Source organism: Aeromicrobium sp. YIM 150415 (genome assembly GCF_016918125.1).
Taxonomy (GTDB): Bacteria; Actinomycetota; Actinomycetes; order Propionibacteriales; family Nocardioidaceae; genus Aeromicrobium; species Aeromicrobium piscarium.
Map to the genome: position 1 here is coordinate 37,618 of NZ_JAERWM010000006.1, position 17,019 is coordinate 54,636.

Genomic DNA, 17,019 nt, shown 5'->3' on the forward strand with positions numbered 1-17,019 from the left:
GTGTCGCCGACCCCTTTGGATCCCTGAGGGAGTATTCATGGCATAAGGTCGATACGCGCCGACCTGGCAGGAATACTCCCGCCGGACATCATGTTGACCAGAACGAGACCGCCTGAAGAAAGAGGACATCGTGACAGCTACCGCTGAACTCTCCGCCCTCACCGCTGGTGATCGTTGCGACCGCTGCGGCGCTCAGGCGTACGTTCGCGTCGAGTTCACCGAGGGTGCGGAGTTGTTGTTCTGTGCCCACCACGCTCGCCAGCATGAGGACAAGCTGCGCGAGATCGCCATCGACATCCAGGACGAGAGCGGACGCCTGAGCGTCTGATCCGTCACCCTCGACGAAGGGCCCCGGCCGCACTGGCCGGGGCCCTTCGTCGTCACCAGCGTCCGCGCGGCAGCGCCGGAGCCAGCCGGCGGTGCAGGACCGCGGCGCTGACGAGCACCATCAGCAGCACGAGGGCCTCCAGCCGATGGGACAGCCGGAGGGTGGCGAGGGCGGCGAGGGCCGCCCCCAGGAGTACGAGGGTGAAGAGCGGGGCGAATCGGCTGAGGGTGATGGTGAGGGACTCCTTCTCGAACGGTGCGATGGCGAACGCCCGCCGTGCTCTGCGTGAGAGCACGGCGGGCGTCCGAGAATGGTGTTTCAGCTGACGCGGATATTGGCCGCCTGCAGCCCCTTCGGGCCACGCTCGACGTCGAACTCGACCTTCTGGTTCTCGTCCAGCGAGCGGTAGCCCGAGGCGTTGATCGCGCGGAAGTGAGCGAAGACGTCCTCGCTGCCGTCGTCGGGGGCGATGAAGCCGAATCCCTTGTCAGCGTTGAACCATTTGACGGTACCTGTAGCCATGTAAAACCCCTTGGGGACGTGCGCTCGCGCGGTTCGCGGGCGACTGACGTCGCGACGCGCATCAAACCGGAACTTCACGATGACCCTGCCGGGTCCACATCAAGGGGGTACAACCAACGCCTACAACCCCTCCATCATAGCAGACATTCCAGATGTGGTCATTCTATGAAGGTCGACTGCGAGAGTGAGCCGAAACACGAACGCCCGGCCGCGAAGGGCCGGGCGTTCTGTCGCAGCTGAAGTCCGGGCTGGCGAGCTGGCGCTCTTCTCTGGGAGGGGTAGGGGCCTAAAAGCCGCGCCCGCCAAGGATTCCGCCAACCGTCCCGAGCACGCCCGAGAGAACGACTGTCGCAACCGAAACGGAGATCGTAAACTTCCTACTGCCGCTTTCCGCAGCGGTCACAGGCCGGGCGATTCCCGTGAATCTCCAGAACGCGGGCCGTCGCATTGCAGAGGCGAACTCAGTTGCAACGTGTGATACGCGGGGTTCGGAATCGGCGTCTGGGTGAATCCGGCACGTCACCCCCTTCTTCGTAAACTCGGCGATGATGCGCCCGGAGTTGGAACCCATTCCTTCGTAGTTGAGGGCGAAATCTGCCGCGGTGGTCGAGTTCATCATCGCGCGAACATGATCAGCTGGATCGGCGTCTCGCGGGATTCCAGTCGGCCAGTTGGCGTCCTCACCCGCAACAAGCATCTTGTGAATGCGGTTGAAGGCGTCGAGGTCAGTGAATGTCATCGGACGCTTGGACTCGAACGCATAGTCGTCCGTCCTCGCCCATCCCTTGGGCAGATCACTCATGGCGGGAGCGTATACCGACCTCGCCGCTCCACGTCCCATGATTCCTCGATCGAAAACGCGTACCAGGCACGCGGATAGCCTGATCGGGAGGTTGCGATTCGGTGAAGTCACCACACGTTCTGTGCATAAGCCTTAGATTCCGGTCATGAGGGGATTCAAGTACGCGCTGACCGCTATCTCACTTGCGGCACTCTTGATGGGTTGCGGAGGTACCACAGGCGCAAAAGACGACGACCCACAGTCCGGCTCGAATGCACCGTCCAGCGAGAAGGGCGACGAGGACACAGCCGAGGCAGCGCCAGTTGCCGAACATGTACTGTTCGGCGAGGCCTATACCTACGAGGATGGGTTGTCGGTGACCGTCGGGGCGCCTGAAGTTCTCCAGATCGACCCGGCTGAGGCTGAGTGGTATCCCGAGTACTTCCAGGAGGGCACCACGAATCTGACGTTTATGATCACAATCGTCAACGGCACCGACACGCCGTTCGACCCCTCGGGGTGGATCGCCTACATGCAGTCCGGCAACGTCGAGGCCGAATCCATCTTCTACTCAGAGGCCGGCTTGGAAGGTGTCATGGGCACCACTCTGCTGCCAGGCCGCGAGGGGACGTACAAGGTCGGCTATTCGGTGACCAACCCCGACGACCTCGTTATGGAGGTCTCTCCCGACATGGGCATCGAGTACGAGAGATTCTTCGTCACCACCGAATCGGCCGCGGGATCTATCAGTTCCACGTCCTCGAGCAGTTCTGACACAGGGATGCATTCGGCTGAGCGCGAGGTAGCCGTTGAGGACGCGTGCGACTTCCTCGGTTCCACCCCCAACTCAGCAGAGGAGCTGATCGGCGTACTCGTCTTCGCCAACGACGAGGAGTACACCCTGGAAATCAGGGACGAGGTCCGCGCCAACTGCCCGGAGTACAGGGACGAGCTGAACGCCGAGATCGAGAACTGGTGAGGTGGCAACGCTATGGTTGATATGCCCGTCAACGGCCGCGAAGCAGCTCACGTCCTGCTCGACATGATCTCAGCTTTCGATCCTGAGGACGACGATGCAGCGGCGATGAAGCTAGCTATGGGGCGAATGAATGAAATCGGGGCGGTGACGGCGACATTCGACGACGAGACCGACGCGGTAGACCTCGATGCCACCGGCCTCATGGGTGGGACACTTATTACCCTGCAGCGACTAATCACGCTACTCGCAACTGCTCATGGCGTAGACGAAGCGACCACCATCATCGAGCTTCGAGAGTTCATAGATAGCTAGTCGAAGGACTCTTCTCTACCTTCTCAGTCGTCCATGACAAGGTTGTTTCTAAGGCTCGCAGCCTCATAGCGGCAAGTATTGCAACAGTCCGATCCAAGCAACTTGCTGCCCGCGCAGGCGCCGCACTCTTTACACACTCGCTGCTTAGAACGCGCCTCCAACATCGACCATGTACTCGTTGTGGGAGGCTCACCCGCACCCAACCAGGCGCGGCCTTCACGAGGCCGCGAACCCGGCTCTCCAGCGTGGAATGCGGGAAACACGACCGTCTTGTCCTGGCTTGTCATGACATCCCCAACAGGGATCATGATGGAGCATCGCGCCAACCTGCTGATCTGCGATTCCAGATCGAGTGAACGCCTTCCCGGACTGTTCTCAGTCCAGGTAGTCGCGCAAGACCTGCGAGCGCGATGGGTGGCGCAGCTTGCTCATCGTCTTGGACTCGATCTGACGGATCCGCTCGCGCGTCACGCCGTAGACCTTGCCGATCTCATCGAGAGTCTTGGGCTGACCGTCGGTCAGACCAAAGCGCATCGAGACGACACCGGACTCGCGCTCGCTGAGGGTGTCGAGCACGGCGTGCAACTGCTCCTGCAGCAGCGTGAACGAGACGGCATCGGCCGGCACGATCGCCTCGGAGTCCTCGATGAGGTCGCCGAACTCGCTGTCGCCGTCCTCGCCGAGCGGCGTGTGGAGGCTGATCGGCTCACGACCGTACTTCTGGACCTCGACGACCTTCTCCGGCGTCATGTCCAGTTCCTGGGCGAGCTCCTCGGGGGTGGGCTCGCGACCAAGGTCCTGCAGCATCTGACGCTGGACGCGCGCGAGCTTGTTGATGACCTCGACCATGTGCACCGGAATGCGGATCGTACGAGCCTGGTCGGCCATCGCGCGGGTGATCGCCTGGCGGATCCACCAGGTGGCGTAGGTCGAGAACTTAAAGCCCTTGGTGTAGTCGAACTTCTCGACCGCACGGATCAGACCGAGGTTGCCCTCCTGGATCAGGTCGAGGAAGAGCATCCCGCGACCGGTGTAACGCTTGGCCAGCGAGACGACGAGACGCAGGTTGGCCTCGAGGAGGTGGTTCTTGGCGCGACGACCGTCGATGACGATCCACTCGAGCTCTTCGCGGGTCTTCGTCGACAGGCGACCACCCTTGGCGAACTTCTCCTCGGCGAAGAGTCCGGCCTCGATCCGCTTGGCCAGCTCGACCTCCTCGCCGGCGGTGAGCAGCGAGACCTTGCCGATCTGCTTGAGGTAGTCCTTGACCGGGTCCGCGGTGGCACCGGCGACCATCACCTGCTGGGCGGGCTCATCGGTGTCGTCGGAGGTCGACAGCGTGAAGGACGACTCCTCGTCCTCCTTCAGCGTCGGGTCGGTGGCGAGGTCCTTCTCGAACTCCGCGTCCGGGATGTCCGGCAGGATCTTCTTGCCGTTGGCATCGACTTTGGCCGCCTCCGGCACCTCGAGCGCCTCCGCGAGGTCGATCGTGCTCTCGAGCACCTCGGCGGCATCTGCCGCGGCCCCCTTCTTCGCCGTGGCCGACTTCTTGGCGGCCGTCTTCTTGGCAGGTGCCTTGGCTGCGGCCGTCTTCTTCGTCGAGCCAGCTGCTGGAGTCACCGGGACATCAACCTCGCATCATCGGTGGGAGGGCGCGACAAACAGCCCTGTGGTCAACCTCTGGGCACTAGTGTGCCACGGGGAGGAAATCACCCAAGCGGCCGATGTCGATTCACGTGGTCAGGACCACAGATGCACGGGCTGGCCGCCGAGCATGTTCTGCTGATATTCCACGGTCAGATCGCGCATCGCGGTCAGCCGGTCGGTGTGCCGGTCCGGGTGGCGCTCGAAGGCCTCGATCATCCAGGTTGCGCCATTGCGTCCGCGCAGACAGCGCTGCTCGATGATGCCCAGCAACTCCTCGGCCACCGGGCTCTCGACATCGCTGGACTCCAGGCCCGCCCACGCGAGCGGGAGGAGATGGCGCACCACGAGCTCGCGGGCCGGCACCGTGCCCACGCCCGGCCAGTAGAGGTCCGTCTCGATACCGGTCCGGGCGGCGGCGTGGAAGTTCTCCTCGGCGGCCTGGAAGGACAACTGCGACCAGACCGGCCGGTCGGCGACCACGAGCGCTTTGACCAGACCGTAGAAGAAGGCCGCGTTCGCCAAGGTGTCGACCACCGTAGGTCCGGCGGGGAGCAACCGGTTCTCGATGCGCAGGTGAGGCCGCCCCTCGGCGACATCGTAGATCGGACGGTTCCACCGGTAGACCGTGCCGTTGTGGAGTTTCAGCTCCCCGAGTGCCGGCACCCGACCGGCGGCCAGCTCCTCCACGGGGTCCTCGTCCTCGACGACCGGGAGCAGCGCGGGGAAATATTTGGAGTTCTCCTCGAAGAGATCGAAGACCGAGGTGATCCACCGTTCGCCGAACCACACGCGCGGCCGCACACCCTGGGTCTTGAGCTCCTCGCTGCGCGTGTCGGTGGCCTGCTCGAACAGCGCGATCCGGGTCTCGTGCCACAGCTGACGTCCCAGCAGGAACGGTGAGTTGGCACCGACCGCGAGCTGGACCCCCGCGACCGCCTGCGCTGCATTCCAGGCGGCGCCGAACTCGTCGGGCTCGACCTGCAGGTGCAGTTGCGTGCTCGTGCACGCGGCCTCGGGAATGATCGTGTCGGTGGTCGTGGCGAGGCGGTCGACTCCGTCGATCTCGATCTCGATGTCCTCGCCTCGCGCCGCAAGGATCTGCTCGGAGAGCAGGTGGTAGCGAGGATTGGCCGAGATGACGTCCGCCGAGAAGTGGTCGGCCGTCAGCGTCGGCAGGATCCCGATCATCATGAGGTGGGCGTCGACCTCGCTCGCCTTGCGCTCCGCATGGGTCAGATCGTCACGCAGCGTATCGGCGATCGTGGCCAGCCCACGTCCGGCGATCGGGACGGGCGGCACGTTCACCTCCAGGTTGAAGAGACCCAGTTCGGTCTGGAAGTCGTCGTCGGCGATCTGCTCGAGCGCCTCGGCATTGCGCAGCGCCGGCATCCCGAGCGCGTCGACCAGATTGAACTCCACCTCGATGCCGATCTGCGGCGCGGCGACTGAGAAGTCGTGATCGCTGAGCATCGAGGCGAACGCATCGAGGCATCGGCGGACCTTGCGGCGGTAGCGGGTACGGTCTTCGCGGCTGAACTCGCGAGGGTCGACGTCCTGTCCCATAGCCGACAGCCTAGGGCTCCGTCAGGCCGAGCGTCGATCAGCGAATCGCCGCTCCCAGCTCTCAGTGTCCATCGAGTCCATGACACGGGGGTCCATCCCGCATTCGACCATGCGTCCCAGCAGCCCCGCGAGGGTGTATTCGGGGTTCAACGCCCGCGCCCGGTCGAGCGCGTTGATGGCTCTCGCGCCGTCACCCGCCTGCCACGCCGCGAACCCCGCCAGGCACAGCATCGGCGTGGCCTCCACTCCCCCGACCAGTCGGGCGGCCGCCGCCCAGATGTCGTACATCCGTCGTGCATTGTGGGCTCCGATCCGGGCCCAGGCCGTATCGCGTCCGGGGATCCACTGGCTCAGCACCGACATCGCCAGGAGTTCTCCGTCGGCGAACGACTCCCGGTCCAGCAGCCGGGCCATCTGCCGGGCGTGATCGCGCCGCCAACTGGGACCCACCGGGATCCACTCGGCGACGATGTCGGCGAACGCCCGGTCCAGCCAGTCCCGTCGCGGGCGCCCCACCGGCTCCAGCTCGTGCCAGAGCTCCTCGCGATCCTCGGCCACCACCACGCCCTCCGTCGCCGCCCGGACCCGGACCTCGTGAGTCGGGGAGAGCGCATAGGGCTCGCCCTCGGCGGGACAGTCCGGCAGGTCACTCCAGACCCGGTCCTCCGTCGCCCAGATTCCCAGCACTTCTGGAAGGTGGGCGGGCAGCAGTTCGCGCACTCGGTGGACCATGTCCTCGGCCGCCCCGGGATCGGCGGAGAGTCCGACGAGGATCACACCATCGCCGCCGTTCCGAATCAGGTGATGCACCACGGTCCGGGCGACGGCGTCGGCGTGCTCGTCATCGGGCGGCAGATCCATCCGAGCGGTGAAACCGAGTCGGTGGCGGGGGCCGCTGACGCAGATCCCGATGATCGATTCACGTGGCACAAAACCGAATCTGGCCGGAAGCGCGTTGAGCAGGTCCTCGAAGGTGCGGGCGCGGTAGGGGGTCGTCTCGTCCATGCCAGGAGCCTCCTGCCGAAGAGCCGATCTGACCAGCCCCGGCACTGCGAGGCTGTGGACATCGCCGGGTGTGGACGATCGACTTGTCAGGGGCGCAGGTGACAATAGGATCATGCGCGCGACCGCATCGATCCTTCATCTGGACCTCGATGCCTTCTTCGCTGCCGTCGAGCAGCGCGACAAGCCGTCGTTGCGCGGCAAGCCGGTGATCGTCGGTGGCGTCGGCGGCCGCGGGGTGGTCTCCACTGCCTCCTATGAGGCCCGTCGTTTCGGTGTCCGCTCGGCAATGAGCATGGCCGAGGCGCGCAGCCGCTGTCCACACGCCGCCGTGCTCAGCGGTCGCTTCGATGCCTACCGGGCGGCGTCCCACGTCGTCATGGATCGGCTCCGCGAGCTCTCCCCGCGCGTACAGCCGCTGTCCCTGGACGAGGCCTTCGTCGACCTCGCTGCCGCCGATGACTTCGACCCGGACTCGGTCGAGGAGACGGTCGCCGAGCTGCGCGCCGATATCGAACGATTGACCGACGGCCTGACGTGCTCGGTCGGCGTGGCCAGTTCCAAGTTCCTGGCCAAGATCGCCAGCGAGCTCAACAAGCCCGACGGGCACTTCATCGTGGCGCCGGGCTCTGAGCAGCAGCTGCTGGCTCCGATGCGCGTCAGCGCGATCCCCGGTGTCGGGCCGGCCACCACCGAACGCCTCCGGCGCCTCGGGGCCGAGACCATCGAGCAACTCCGTGCGCTCTCCCTGGACGAGCTCAGCGGCAGCCTGGGCAATGCCTCCGGCCGCTCGCTGTATCAGCTGGCACGCGGCCAGGACGATCGCGAGGTGGAGTCGCATCGCGAGGCGAAGTCGGTGAGCGTGGAGGACACCTTCCCCGTCGACATCGCCGATCGCGGCGAGCTGGAGGCGGTGACCGACGCGCTCGCCCGCACGGTCGCCCGGCGCCTGCGGGCCGCGGGCCAGTCCGGGCGCACCATCACGCTCAAGATCCGACGACACGACTTCGAGACGCATACCCGATCCACCACGCTGGCAGCCCCCACCGACCACCCGCGCACCATCACCGATGCCGCGATGGCTCTGTTGAGGGCTGCCGACGTCACCGGTGGCCTCCGTCTCCTGGGCGTCGGGGTGTCCGGGCTGACCGACTGGGTGCAGGACGATCTGTTCACCCCCGAGAGCCCCGTCGAGGACGACCCCCCTCCCCCGCGCCACTCGCTCCGCAGCCGGGCGGCGGCGTCGTGGTCGCCCGGCATGGACGTGCATCACGCCGAGCACGGCGACGGCTGGGTCTGGGGATCGGGCCTCGGCCGGGTCACGGTGCGCTTCGAGACGCGTGAGACCCCGGCCGGGCCCATCCTGACCTTCGCCGCCGACGACCCGGCACTGAGCCTCGCGGGCCCGGCAGCGGCCGGTACGGTCGAGACATGACGAGCTCTCCCGGCACCCCATCGGTCACGCAGTCCTCCGTGCCTCCTCAGGCCGAGCGACGCCCCACCACGCGGGTGCACCACGGCGACTCGGTGGTCGATGAATACGAGTGGCTCCGCGACAAGGAGGATCCGGCGACCTTGGCGTACCTGGAAGCCGAGAACGCCTATACCGAGCAGCAGACGGCGCATCTGGAGCCATTACGTCAGCGGATCTTCGAGGAGATCACGGCGCGGGTCCAGGAGACCGATCTCTCGGTGCCGGTGCGCCATGGGGACTGGTGGTACTACACCCGGGTCCAGGAAGGTCAGCAGTACGCCATCCGCTGCCGCTGTCCCATCGCCGATCCCGCGGACTGGACCCCTCCCGTGCTCGACTCGCAAGCACCGATCGACGGCGAGCAGATTCTCCTCGACAGCAATGTCGAGGCCGAAGGCCATGAGTTCTTCTCACTGGGCGCGTTCAGCCTGAGCGACGACGACCGCTACCTCGCCTGGTCGGTCGACACCACCGGCGACGAGCGATACACGATCCGCGTCAAGGATCTGCGCACCGGCGCGATCCACGACGATGTGATCGAGGACGCGTCCACCGGCGCGACCTGGTCGGCCGACGGGGACTATCTCTTCTACACCGTGGTCGACGACGCGTGGCGGCCTCATCAGGTCTGGCGGCACCATGTCGGCGGCGGCGAGGAGGACGTGCTCGTCTTCGCCGAACCCGACGAACGCTATTTCGTGGGCATCGGCCGTTCCCAGTCGGAGAAGTACCTGGTCATCAGCCTCGCGTCCAAGATCACGAGCGAGTCGCGCATCCTCGCCGCCGACGACCCCACCGGCGAGTTCGCGGTGGTCCTCCCCCGCCGCGAGGGCGTCGAGTACGGCATCGAGCACGTGGTGCTCGATGGACACGACCGTTTTCTCTTGTTGCACAACGACGGCGTCCCCAACTTCGAGCTCGCCCTCATCGATCCCGCCGACCCGAGCGACAGGACGATCGTGCTGGCGGGAGACGACACCGCCCGGCTGGAGGATGTCGACGTCTTCGCGTCCTTCGTGGCGGTCAGCTACCGGCGCGAGGCACTGACTCGTATCGGCATCCTGCCGATCGAGGGCGACGGTTTCGGCTCCCTGCACGAGATCGAGTTCGACGAGCCGCTCTTCGCCTGTGGAGTGGGAGCCAACGCCGAGTGGGACACTCCGCTGCTCCGCATCGGTTACACCTCCTTCGTCACGCCGGGATCGGTCTACGACTACGAGGTGAGCACCGGACGGTTGCTGTTGCGACGCCAGGTGCCCGTCCTGGGTGGCTACGACGCCGCCGACTATCGCCAGGAACGCCTCTGGGCCACCGCGGATGACGGTACCCAGGTGCCGGTCTCACTGGTCTACCGCGCCGATGTCGCGCGCGACGGCACGGCTCCCACCCTGCTGTACGGCTACGGCTCGTACGAGGCCTCGATGGACCCCGGGTTCTCCGTGCCCCGGCTGAGCCTGCTCGACCGAGGCTTCGTCTATGCCGTCGCCCACGTGCGCGGCGGCGGAGAGATGGGACGCCACTGGTACGAGAACGGCAAGCTGCTGGCCAAGCGCAACACCTTCACCGATTTCATCGCCTGCGCGCGCCAGCTCGTCGCCGACGGGTGGACTACGCCGGAGCGTCTCGTCGCCGAGGGCGGCAGCGCCGGCGGCCTGCTGATGGGTGCCGTCGCCAACCTGGCCCCCGAGGACTTCGTCGGCATCATCGCCGAGGTGCCGTTCGTCGATGCTCTGACGTCGATCCTCGATCCGTCGCTTCCGCTCACGGTCATCGAATGGGATGAATGGGGCGACCCCCTGCACGACCCCGAGGTCTACGAGTACATGAAGTCCTACTCGCCGTACGAGAACATCGGACCTCACTCCTATCCGGCGATCTGCGCCGTCACGAGCCTGAACGACACGCGCGTGCTGTACGTCGAGCCGGCCAAGTGGGTCGCCAAGCTGCGTTCGATCGCTCAGACCTCGCGCCCGGTCCTGCTCAAGACCGAGATGAGCGCGGGCCACGGCGGCGTCAGCGGACGTTACGCGGCGTGGAAGGAGCGCGCCTGGGAGCTCGCCTGGATCATCGACACCGCCGGCGCTTCCTGATCGGCGGGGCGTTCGGCCGATGCCATCGACCTGGCCTCCTCGCGTGAGCTCTCCGGACCGACGGCCTCCCCGAAGGCCACCAGCAGCATGACCACGAACACCACTGCCGCGGCGATAAACCCGACGATCGAGACCACGACCGCCGCGACCGCCGCACCATGACGGCGAGCCGGTCGGCGCAGCGCGACGATGGCCAGGGTCAACCCGATCGGCAAGGCGATCCATCCCAGAAAGAAGACCGGCGGCAGGCAGGCCAGGATGGCCCCCGCCAGGGCGACGACCAAGGCGACGAGACCCAGCCGGTCGGCCGGCAAGGGTGTCTCCTCGCCGGCTGGGTAGCTGGGCAGTCCCGGTCCTCCCGCATCACTCACCTTCGGAACGTAACAAGAATGGGGCGTCAGGGCGACGCGGAAAGGAGCCGACGGGCGATCCGGGTCACAACGATGCCAAGAATCCCCTGAGAGCGGAATCCTCAGGAACATCCCCGCGTTGTACCAGGTGCAACCAAGTGATGGGAGACCCCCGTGGACCACAGCACCGAGATCGAAGGCAAGGACAGCGTCGGCATGTACCTTGCCGAGATCGCTCGTACGCCCCTGCTCGACGCAGAGCGCGAGGTCGATCTCAGCAAGACCATCGAGGCCGGGTTGTTCGCACGTCACCTCCTGGACACCGGCCGGATCGGCCGTGCCAAGGGGGGCGCACCCAAGCGTGCCACACGCGAGGAGCTGGAGTGGATCGCCGACGAAGGCGAGCGCGCACTCCAGGAGTTCATCCAGGCCAACCTCCGCCTGGTCGTCTCGATCGCTCGCAAGTACGGCCGCGCGCAGATGCCGATGCTCGACCTCATCCAGGAGGGCAACACCGGCCTGATCCGCGCCGTCGAGAAGTTCGACTACGCCAAGGGCTTCAAGTTCTCGACCTACGCGACCTGGTGGGTGCGTCAGGCGATCACTCGCGGCGTCGCGCAGCAGGCCCGCGTGGTCCGGCTGCCCGTGCACGTCGTCGAGGAGCTGAACCAGGTCTCCGGCGCGCGTCGCAACCTCGAGCGCGAGCTCGGCTACGACCCGGAGCCCGGTGAGATCGCGGCAGAGCTCGGCATGGATGTCGATCGTGTCATCGATCTGCTGTCCTGGGGTCGCGATCACGTCAGCCTGGACTCGCCGGTCGACGACGAAGGCGACACCTCACTCGGTGACCTGATCGCCCGCGACCCCATGCCGGGGCCCGATGCGGCCGCCCTCGACCACGCCGCACGCGACCAGCTGCTCACCCTCGTCGATCACCTCGACGAGCGGGAGGCCGATATCGTCAAGGCCCGCTACGGCCTGCTCGACGGCCGTCAGCAGAAGCTGGCCGATATCGGCCGGCGGCACGGCATCTCGGCCGAGCGCGTGCGTCAGGTGGAGCGTCAGGCTCTCGCCAAGCTGCGCGCGATCGCCGACCCCGAACTGGCTGCGTAACACCTCTCCCTACGACGAACGCCCCATGGTCCTCAGACCGTGGGGCGTTCGTCATGCTCGGACACCCGCCCGTCGAGGCGGACGCCGGTGGGGGTCTAGCCCTGGGCGGTGCGTTGTCCCGCGCTTCGAGGCGTCGAGTGCGGGATGGCTCACCGCCCGAGGCTCAGATAGTCGTGATCTCGTCCCAGACGGTGTCGATGATGCCGCGCAGGCGGTCCACCGAGCCGCTGTTGTCGATCACATGGTCGGCGTGTGCCAGTCGCTGCTCCCGCGAGGCCTGCGCCGCGATACGCGCCCGCGCGTCGGCCTCGTCCATGCCGCGGGCGTCGACCAGTCGCGCGATCTGCACTTCGGACGGCACGTCCACGACCAGCACGGCATCGCAGCTCGCGGCGGCGCCCATCTCGATCAGCAGCGGATTGTCATGCACGACGACCGCATCGGGGCCCGCCTCACGTTCCACGGTCGCGGCTCGATCCCGGATGGCCGGATGCGTGATCGCTTCCAGGTCCTTTCGGGCGGCGTCGTCGGCGAACACGATCGCTCCCAGGGCAGGACGGTTCAACTCCCCCGATGCCGTGAGCACGTCGTCCCCGAAACGCTGGGCGATGGCGTCGAGAGCGGGCTGCCCCGGCTCGACGACCTCACGGGCGAGCAGATCGTAGTCGACGATCACCGCACCATGCTCGCGCAGCAGGGCACTCACCGTGCTCTTGCCGGATCCGATGCCTCCCGTGAGGCCGACCCGGATCACCCCGTGCCTGCCGCGCCGCGGGTAGTGACGTGGACGTGGTCGTAGTGGTCGGCCGTACCGCCGCCGCGACTGCTCATGGGGCGCCAGCCTTCTCCCGAACGGCCCACCGACCAGATCTTCTGCTCGTAGATGAGGTAGTCGATACCGAGCTGGGAGGCGTTGGCCTGCAAGTACTCGGCGATCCGCCACCCGGCCTCACCAGAGATCATGATGTCGAGCGCGTGGCCCGTGGCATGCTCGCCGCGACCGGCGACGCCCCCGTAGGTCGACACCTCCGGGAACGCGGCGCACACGGCGCGGTGGACGGCGATGGTGTCGGGTTGCAGTCCGCTCTCGACGCTGGAGCCTGTCGGGCATTCACCCGTCGCCAGGCCCATGGCCTCGGCGGCCTCCTCGGGCTCGGGCTCCGGTTCCGGCTCGGGGGCCGGTTCTGTCTCCGAGAGGAGGTCCACCGGCACCCACCGGGCGAGGCCATGATGGATGACCTGACGGAACCCGTTCTCCTCGGTCGCCCCCACGGCGACCTTGGTGCCCTTGTCGAGAGCGGCGAGCACGGGTGCCTCGCCGGAGGCCGAGGAGCGCACCTCGGCGTCCTCTACCACGAACATCTCGCCGGCGGTGGCCTCCTGCGCAGCCGCGGCATCGGGCAACGGAGCCCGCGCAGCGCTCCGGCTCACCGGTGGGGCGTCGCGGGTGGCGAGCGACTCACCGATGACATCGGAGCGCATGCTCATGGCCTCGGGGGCCGGCACGGGATGCTCGGCGACGGCGGTGAGGGTGGCGATGGCAGCCGCCGCGATGGCGGTCACCCCTACCGCTGGGAGAGCTGCGGTCTTCGTCAGGCCCACGCGCCGCGAAGCGCGGCGGGACTTGCGATGTCCTGCAGACGGCACAGAAAGATCCTCGTTCGGTCGACGACAACGCGATCCACCATACGGGGAGCATGGTGAGCACCCAAGTCCCGTGTCCACATCACGATGCAGAAGGCCCCGGACGAGTATCTCGTCCGGGGCCCTCTGTGCAGCGTGTCAGCGAAGGATCACTCGCCGCCGGTCAGCTTCTCACGCAGCGCCTGCAGCGCCTCGTCCGAGGCGAGTGCGCCACCGGTCTCGGCGGGTGCCTCCGAGGAGTAACCGCCGCCGCCACCACCGCTGGTGCTGCCGCCGCTGGACGACGGAGCGGCCTCGCTGGCCTCGACGCCGGCCTTCTCGGCTTCGACGATCTGCTTCTTGTGGGCTTCCCAGCGCTCGTGCGCCTCGGCGTACTGCTTCTCCCAGGTGGCGCGGGCCTCGTCGAAGCCCTCCTGCCACTCGCCGGTCTCCGGATCGAAGCCGTCGGGGTAGATGTAGTTGCCCTGATCGTCGTAGGACGACGCCATGCCGTAGAGCGTGGGATCGAAGTCCTCGACGTCCTCGGCGACCGCGGTCTCGTTGGCCTGCTTGAGGGACAGCGAGATACGACGACGCTCCAGGTCGATGTCGATGATCTTGACCATGACCTTGTCGCCGATCTGCACGACCTGCTCGGGAATCTCCACGTGACGCTCGGCGAGCTCGGAGATGTGGACCAGGCCCTCGATGCCCTCCTCGACGCGAACGAACGCGCCGAAGGGGACGAGCTTGGTGACACGACCGGGCACGATCTGGCCGATCTGGTGCGTGCGGGCGAAGTGCTGCCAGGGATCTTCCTGGGTCGCCTTGAGCGACAGCGAGACGCGCTCGCGCTCCATGTCGACCTCGAGCACCTCGACGGTGACCTCGTCGCCGACCTGCACGACCTCGTTCGGGTGGTCGATGTGCTTCCAGGACAGCTCCGAGACGTGCACCAGGCCGTCGACGCCGCCCAGGTCCACGAAGGCACCGAAGTTGACGATCGAGCTGATGACGCCCTTGCGGACCTGGCCCTTCTTGAGCTCGGTCAGGAAGTTCTGGCGGACCGCGGACTGCGTCTCCTCCAGCCACGCGCGGCGCGACAGGACGACGTTGTTGCGGTTCTTGTCGAGCTCGATGATCTTGGCCTCGAGCTTCTGACCGATGTACGGGTCGAGGTCGCGCACGCGGCGCATCTCCACCAGCGAGGCGGGCAGGAAGCCGCGCAGACCGATGTCCATGATGAGGCCGCCCTTGACGACCTCGATGACGGTGCCCTCGACGACGCCCTCTTCGGCCTTGATCTTCTCGATGTCGCCCCAGGCGCGCTCGTACTGAGCACGCTTCTTGCTCAGGATGAGGCGGCCTTCCTTGTCCTCCTTCTGGAGAACCAGGGCCTCGACGTTGTCGCCCACGGCGACGACCTCGTTCGGGTCGATGTCGTGCTTGATCGACAGCTCACGCGAGGGGATGACGCCCTCGGTCTTGTAGCCGATGTCGAGGAGAACTTCGTCGCGGTCGACCTTGACGATCGTGCCGTCCACGATGTCGCCGTCGTTGAAGTACTTGATGGTCTTGTCGATCGCGGCGAGGAAGTCTTCTTCGCTGCCGATGTCGTTGACCGCAACCTGCGGGGCCGCAGAAGGAGTTGCGAGGCCAGAAGTCATAAGGGATGGGCTCCGATGGATGATGGATAGAGTTGTCGATGCGCTCGTCGACCCTTGGATCGCGCCCGAGGCAGCACCTCAGGACGTGAGTGGCGGTTCTGCTCTGTCTGAGACACGCACAGGTCACCAGCGCAACTACCAGGATACGTCACCCCAGTAGCAGTGCATAACCCGGGGCGGCCCTGTGGTATTCCCTCAGCGGGCCGGAACGGCGAAGGCGCCGAGGGCGCGAGCGTAGAGCTCCACATCGCGTGCCGCCATCGTCTCGCGGGCGGCGTGCATCGCCAGCTGGGGCGCGCCGACATCGATGGTCAGCATCCCGGTTCGCGCGGCCGACATCGGGCCGATCGTCGAACCGCAGGGAAGGTCGGCGCGATGGATGTAGCGCTGCAGCGGGACCCCGGCCTGGTCACAGGCACGGGCGAACTCCGCGGCTCCCTCGGCATCGGTCGCGTAGCGGAGGTTCTGATTGACCTTGAGGACCGGGCCGCCGCCCATCGTGATGTGGTGCAGCGGCTCATGCCGATCGGCGTAGTTCGGGTGGGTGGCGTGGGCCATATCGCCGGAGGCGCAGATCGACGCGGCGACGGCCCGGTGGTAGTCGTCGCGCGCTCCCCCGGCGGCCAGCACAGTGCGTTCGACCGTGGTGGCGAGCAGATCGGAAGCCGCACCGCGCTCGGAGGTGCTGCCGACCTCCTCGTGGTCGAACAGCGCGAGCATGGTGCGGTAGGGCCCGGCCGGGGTGCCCGCGTCGAGAAATCCGCGGAGCCCGGCGTAACAGGTGGCCAGGTTGTCGAGCCGGGGCGCGGCGACGAACTCGTCATCGGCCCCGTAGAGCGCGCTGGGCTGCGCGTCAGCGGTCATGACCTCCCAACCGAGCACCTCCTCGGCACCGATCCCGGCGCGGCCGGCGAGCCAGGGCAGGAAAGCTGAGGGATCGAGCGACCAGATGCCGTTGAGGTGCTGCTGACGATCGATATCGCTGCCGGATCGGTCGAGATGGATGGCCAGATGCGGCACCCGGAGCACGGCCTCCTCGCTGTCCACGAGGGCGGTGGACCCGTCTCGCAGTGCCAGCCGTCCGGCCACCTTCAGGTCGCGGTCGAACCAGCTCTCGAGGATCGGACCGCCGTAGGGTTCCAGCGCCACCACGGCGATGCCCTCGAAGGTGCGATCGTGCTGCTGCTTGATCCGCAGGTTCGGGCTGTCGGTGTGGGCACCGATCACGCGGAATCCGGCGTGGGCGGGCGTGTCGGCCGCCTCGCGCCAGGCGACGAGCGAGCCGCCGCGGATCACGAAGTAGTCGCCGGGCGACGTCGGCCAGGCATCCTGCTCCCGCACCTGAACGAATCCGGCTTCTGTCAGCTCCTCCGCCGCGGTACGCACAGCGTGGAAGGGCGTGGGCGACGCGTCGACGAAACGGCACAGACCGGCGGCGGAAGCGGTGACCATGTCGCCACCCTAGGCCACGCCCCCTGCCCTCCGTCGACTGGTGCATTCCCGCCCGCGAGTGGTGCGGATGCACCCCGGATCCGCTCGAAGAAGGGCGAATCTGCACCACTCGCGGT

The 17,019-nt window shown here is 66.8% G+C and carries 17 protein-coding genes; 6 read left to right on the forward strand and 11 right to left on the reverse strand.

The features are described 5' to 3' along the window. Nucleotides 1-127: 127 nt before the first annotated feature. Nucleotides 128-328, forward strand: a complete 201-nt coding sequence (locus JL108_RS04330; RefSeq protein WP_374190840.1) for a hypothetical protein — start codon at nt 128-130, stop codon at nt 326-328. A 52-nt stretch (nt 329-380) separates the two neighbouring features. On the opposite strand, the gene JL108_RS04335 is transcribed toward JL108_RS04330, so the two are convergent. The 3 genes from JL108_RS04335 to JL108_RS04345 form a co-directional block, all read right to left on the reverse strand. Continuing rightward, nucleotides 381-623 (reverse strand): hypothetical protein, encoded by a 243-nt coding sequence (locus tag JL108_RS04335; RefSeq protein WP_205197254.1) that lies wholly within the window; start codon nt 621-623, stop codon nt 381-383. Between the two features lie 23 nt (nt 624-646). Then, nucleotides 647-850, reverse strand: a complete 204-nt coding sequence (locus tag JL108_RS04340) for a cold-shock protein (RefSeq protein ID WP_143912513.1) — start codon at nt 848-850, stop codon at nt 647-649. A 286-nt stretch (nt 851-1,136) separates the two neighbouring features. Further along, the gene (locus tag JL108_RS04345; RefSeq protein ID WP_205197255.1) at nt 1,137-1,652 is read right to left on the reverse strand and encodes a hypothetical protein; all 516 of its coding nucleotides are present in this window, start codon (nt 1,650-1,652) and stop codon (nt 1,137-1,139) included. Nucleotides 1,653-1,797: 145 nt separating this feature from the next. On the opposite strand from JL108_RS04345, the gene JL108_RS04350 reads away from it, so the two are divergent. Then, complete coding sequence (locus tag JL108_RS04350; protein WP_205197256.1) at nt 1,798-2,610, forward strand: hypothetical protein; 813 nt, start codon at nt 1,798-1,800, stop codon at nt 2,608-2,610. Between the two features lie 12 nt (nt 2,611-2,622). After that, nucleotides 2,623-2,922, forward strand: coding sequence for a hypothetical protein (locus tag JL108_RS04355; RefSeq protein WP_205197257.1), 300 nt, complete (start codon nt 2,623-2,625; stop codon nt 2,920-2,922). Nucleotides 2,923-3,297: 375 nt separating this feature from the next. Here the strand turns inward: JL108_RS04355 and JL108_RS04360 are convergent, their stop codons facing one another. The 3 genes from JL108_RS04360 to JL108_RS04370 all read right to left on the reverse strand — a co-directional run bounded on the left by JL108_RS04360 (nt 3,298) and on the right by JL108_RS04370 (nt 7,137). Then, the gene (locus JL108_RS04360; protein ID WP_246065092.1) at nt 3,298-4,542 is read right to left on the reverse strand and encodes an RNA polymerase sigma factor; all 1,245 of its coding nucleotides are present in this window, start codon (nt 4,540-4,542) and stop codon (nt 3,298-3,300) included. Nucleotides 4,543-4,662: 120 nt separating this feature from the next. After that, complete coding sequence (locus JL108_RS04365; protein WP_205197258.1) at nt 4,663-6,132, reverse strand: glutamate-cysteine ligase family protein; 1,470 nt, start codon at nt 6,130-6,132, stop codon at nt 4,663-4,665. A gap of 21 nt (nt 6,133-6,153) precedes the next feature. Beyond that, nucleotides 6,154-7,137, reverse strand: a complete 984-nt coding sequence (locus JL108_RS04370) for a DUF4192 domain-containing protein (protein ID WP_205197259.1) — start codon at nt 7,135-7,137, stop codon at nt 6,154-6,156. 112 nt (nt 7,138-7,249) lie between these two features. Here JL108_RS04370 and JL108_RS04375 point away from each other — a divergent pair, with 112 nt between their 5' ends. Further along, a complete protein-coding gene (locus JL108_RS04375) occupies nt 7,250-8,569 on the forward strand; it encodes a DNA polymerase IV (RefSeq protein ID WP_205197260.1) in 1,320 nt (439 codons plus the stop codon). Further along, the gene (locus tag JL108_RS04380; RefSeq protein WP_205197261.1) at nt 8,566-10,698 is read left to right on the forward strand and encodes a S9 family peptidase; all 2,133 of its coding nucleotides are present in this window, start codon (nt 8,566-8,568) and stop codon (nt 10,696-10,698) included. Before JL108_RS04375 ends, JL108_RS04380 begins: the two co-directional genes overlap by 4 nt. On the opposite strand, the gene JL108_RS04385 is transcribed toward JL108_RS04380, so the two are convergent. Continuing rightward, complete coding sequence (locus JL108_RS04385; RefSeq protein ID WP_205197262.1) at nt 10,632-11,069, reverse strand: hypothetical protein; 438 nt, start codon at nt 11,067-11,069, stop codon at nt 10,632-10,634. The genes JL108_RS04380 and JL108_RS04385 overlap by 67 nt on opposite strands. A 195-nt stretch (nt 11,070-11,264) precedes the next feature. On the opposite strand from JL108_RS04385, the gene JL108_RS04390 reads away from it, so the two are divergent. After that, complete coding sequence (locus tag JL108_RS04390; RefSeq protein ID WP_143912607.1) at nt 11,265-12,161, forward strand: RNA polymerase sigma factor RpoD/SigA; 897 nt, start codon at nt 11,265-11,267, stop codon at nt 12,159-12,161. 163 nt (nt 12,162-12,324) lie between these two features. On the opposite strand, the gene coaE is transcribed toward JL108_RS04390, so the two are convergent. The 4 genes from coaE to JL108_RS04410 form a co-directional block, all read right to left on the reverse strand. Then, nucleotides 12,325-12,915 carry a dephospho-CoA kinase gene (gene coaE / locus JL108_RS04395; protein WP_205197263.1) on the reverse strand — a complete coding sequence of 197 codons (591 nt, stop codon included), beginning with the start codon at nt 12,913-12,915 and terminating at the stop codon, nt 12,325-12,327. After that, on the reverse strand, nt 12,912-13,808 hold the full coding sequence (locus tag JL108_RS04400; RefSeq protein ID WP_205197264.1) for an SH3 domain-containing protein: 897 nt from the start codon (nt 13,806-13,808) through the stop codon (nt 12,912-12,914). Before JL108_RS04400 ends, coaE begins: the two co-directional genes overlap by 4 nt. A gap of 146 nt (nt 13,809-13,954) precedes the next feature. Further along, on the reverse strand, nt 13,955-15,511 hold the full coding sequence (gene rpsA, locus JL108_RS04405; protein WP_374190841.1) for a 30S ribosomal protein S1: 1,557 nt from the start codon (nt 15,509-15,511) through the stop codon (nt 13,955-13,957). Nucleotides 15,512-15,646: 135 nt separating this feature from the next. Next, a complete protein-coding gene (locus tag JL108_RS04410; RefSeq protein ID WP_205197265.1) occupies nt 15,647-16,903 on the reverse strand; it encodes a M18 family aminopeptidase in 1,257 nt (418 codons plus the stop codon). Between the last annotated feature and the right edge of the window lie 116 nt (nt 16,904-17,019).

What these genes read in the sequence shown, in the direction of transcription:
- JL108_RS04340 (WP_143912513.1), bottom strand. Translation starts at nt 850, where the DNA reads ATGGCTACAGGTACCGTCAAATGGTTCAACGCTGACAAGGGATTCGGC.
- JL108_RS04345 (WP_205197255.1), bottom strand. Translation starts at nt 1,652, where the DNA reads ATGAGTGATCTGCCCAAGGGATGGGCGAGGACGGACGACTATGCGTTC.
- JL108_RS04350 (WP_205197256.1), top strand. Translation starts at nt 1,798, where the DNA reads ATGAGGGGATTCAAGTACGCGCTGACCGCTATCTCACTTGCGGCACTC.
- JL108_RS04355 (WP_205197257.1), top strand. Translation starts at nt 2,623, where the DNA reads ATGGTTGATATGCCCGTCAACGGCCGCGAAGCAGCTCACGTCCTGCTC.
- JL108_RS04365 (WP_205197258.1), bottom strand. Translation starts at nt 6,132, where the DNA reads ATGGGACAGGACGTCGACCCTCGCGAGTTCAGCCGCGAAGACCGTACC.
- JL108_RS04370 (WP_205197259.1), bottom strand. Translation starts at nt 7,137, where the DNA reads ATGGACGAGACGACCCCCTACCGCGCCCGCACCTTCGAGGACCTGCTC.
- JL108_RS04375 (WP_205197260.1), top strand. Translation starts at nt 7,250, where the DNA reads ATGCGCGCGACCGCATCGATCCTTCATCTGGACCTCGATGCCTTCTTC.
- JL108_RS04380 (WP_205197261.1), top strand. Translation starts at nt 8,566, where the DNA reads ATGACGAGCTCTCCCGGCACCCCATCGGTCACGCAGTCCTCCGTGCCT.
- JL108_RS04390 (WP_143912607.1), top strand. Translation starts at nt 11,265, where the DNA reads ATGTACCTTGCCGAGATCGCTCGTACGCCCCTGCTCGACGCAGAGCGC.
- JL108_RS04410 (WP_205197265.1), bottom strand. Translation starts at nt 16,903, where the DNA reads ATGGTCACCGCTTCCGCCGCCGGTCTGTGCCGTTTCGTCGACGCGTCG.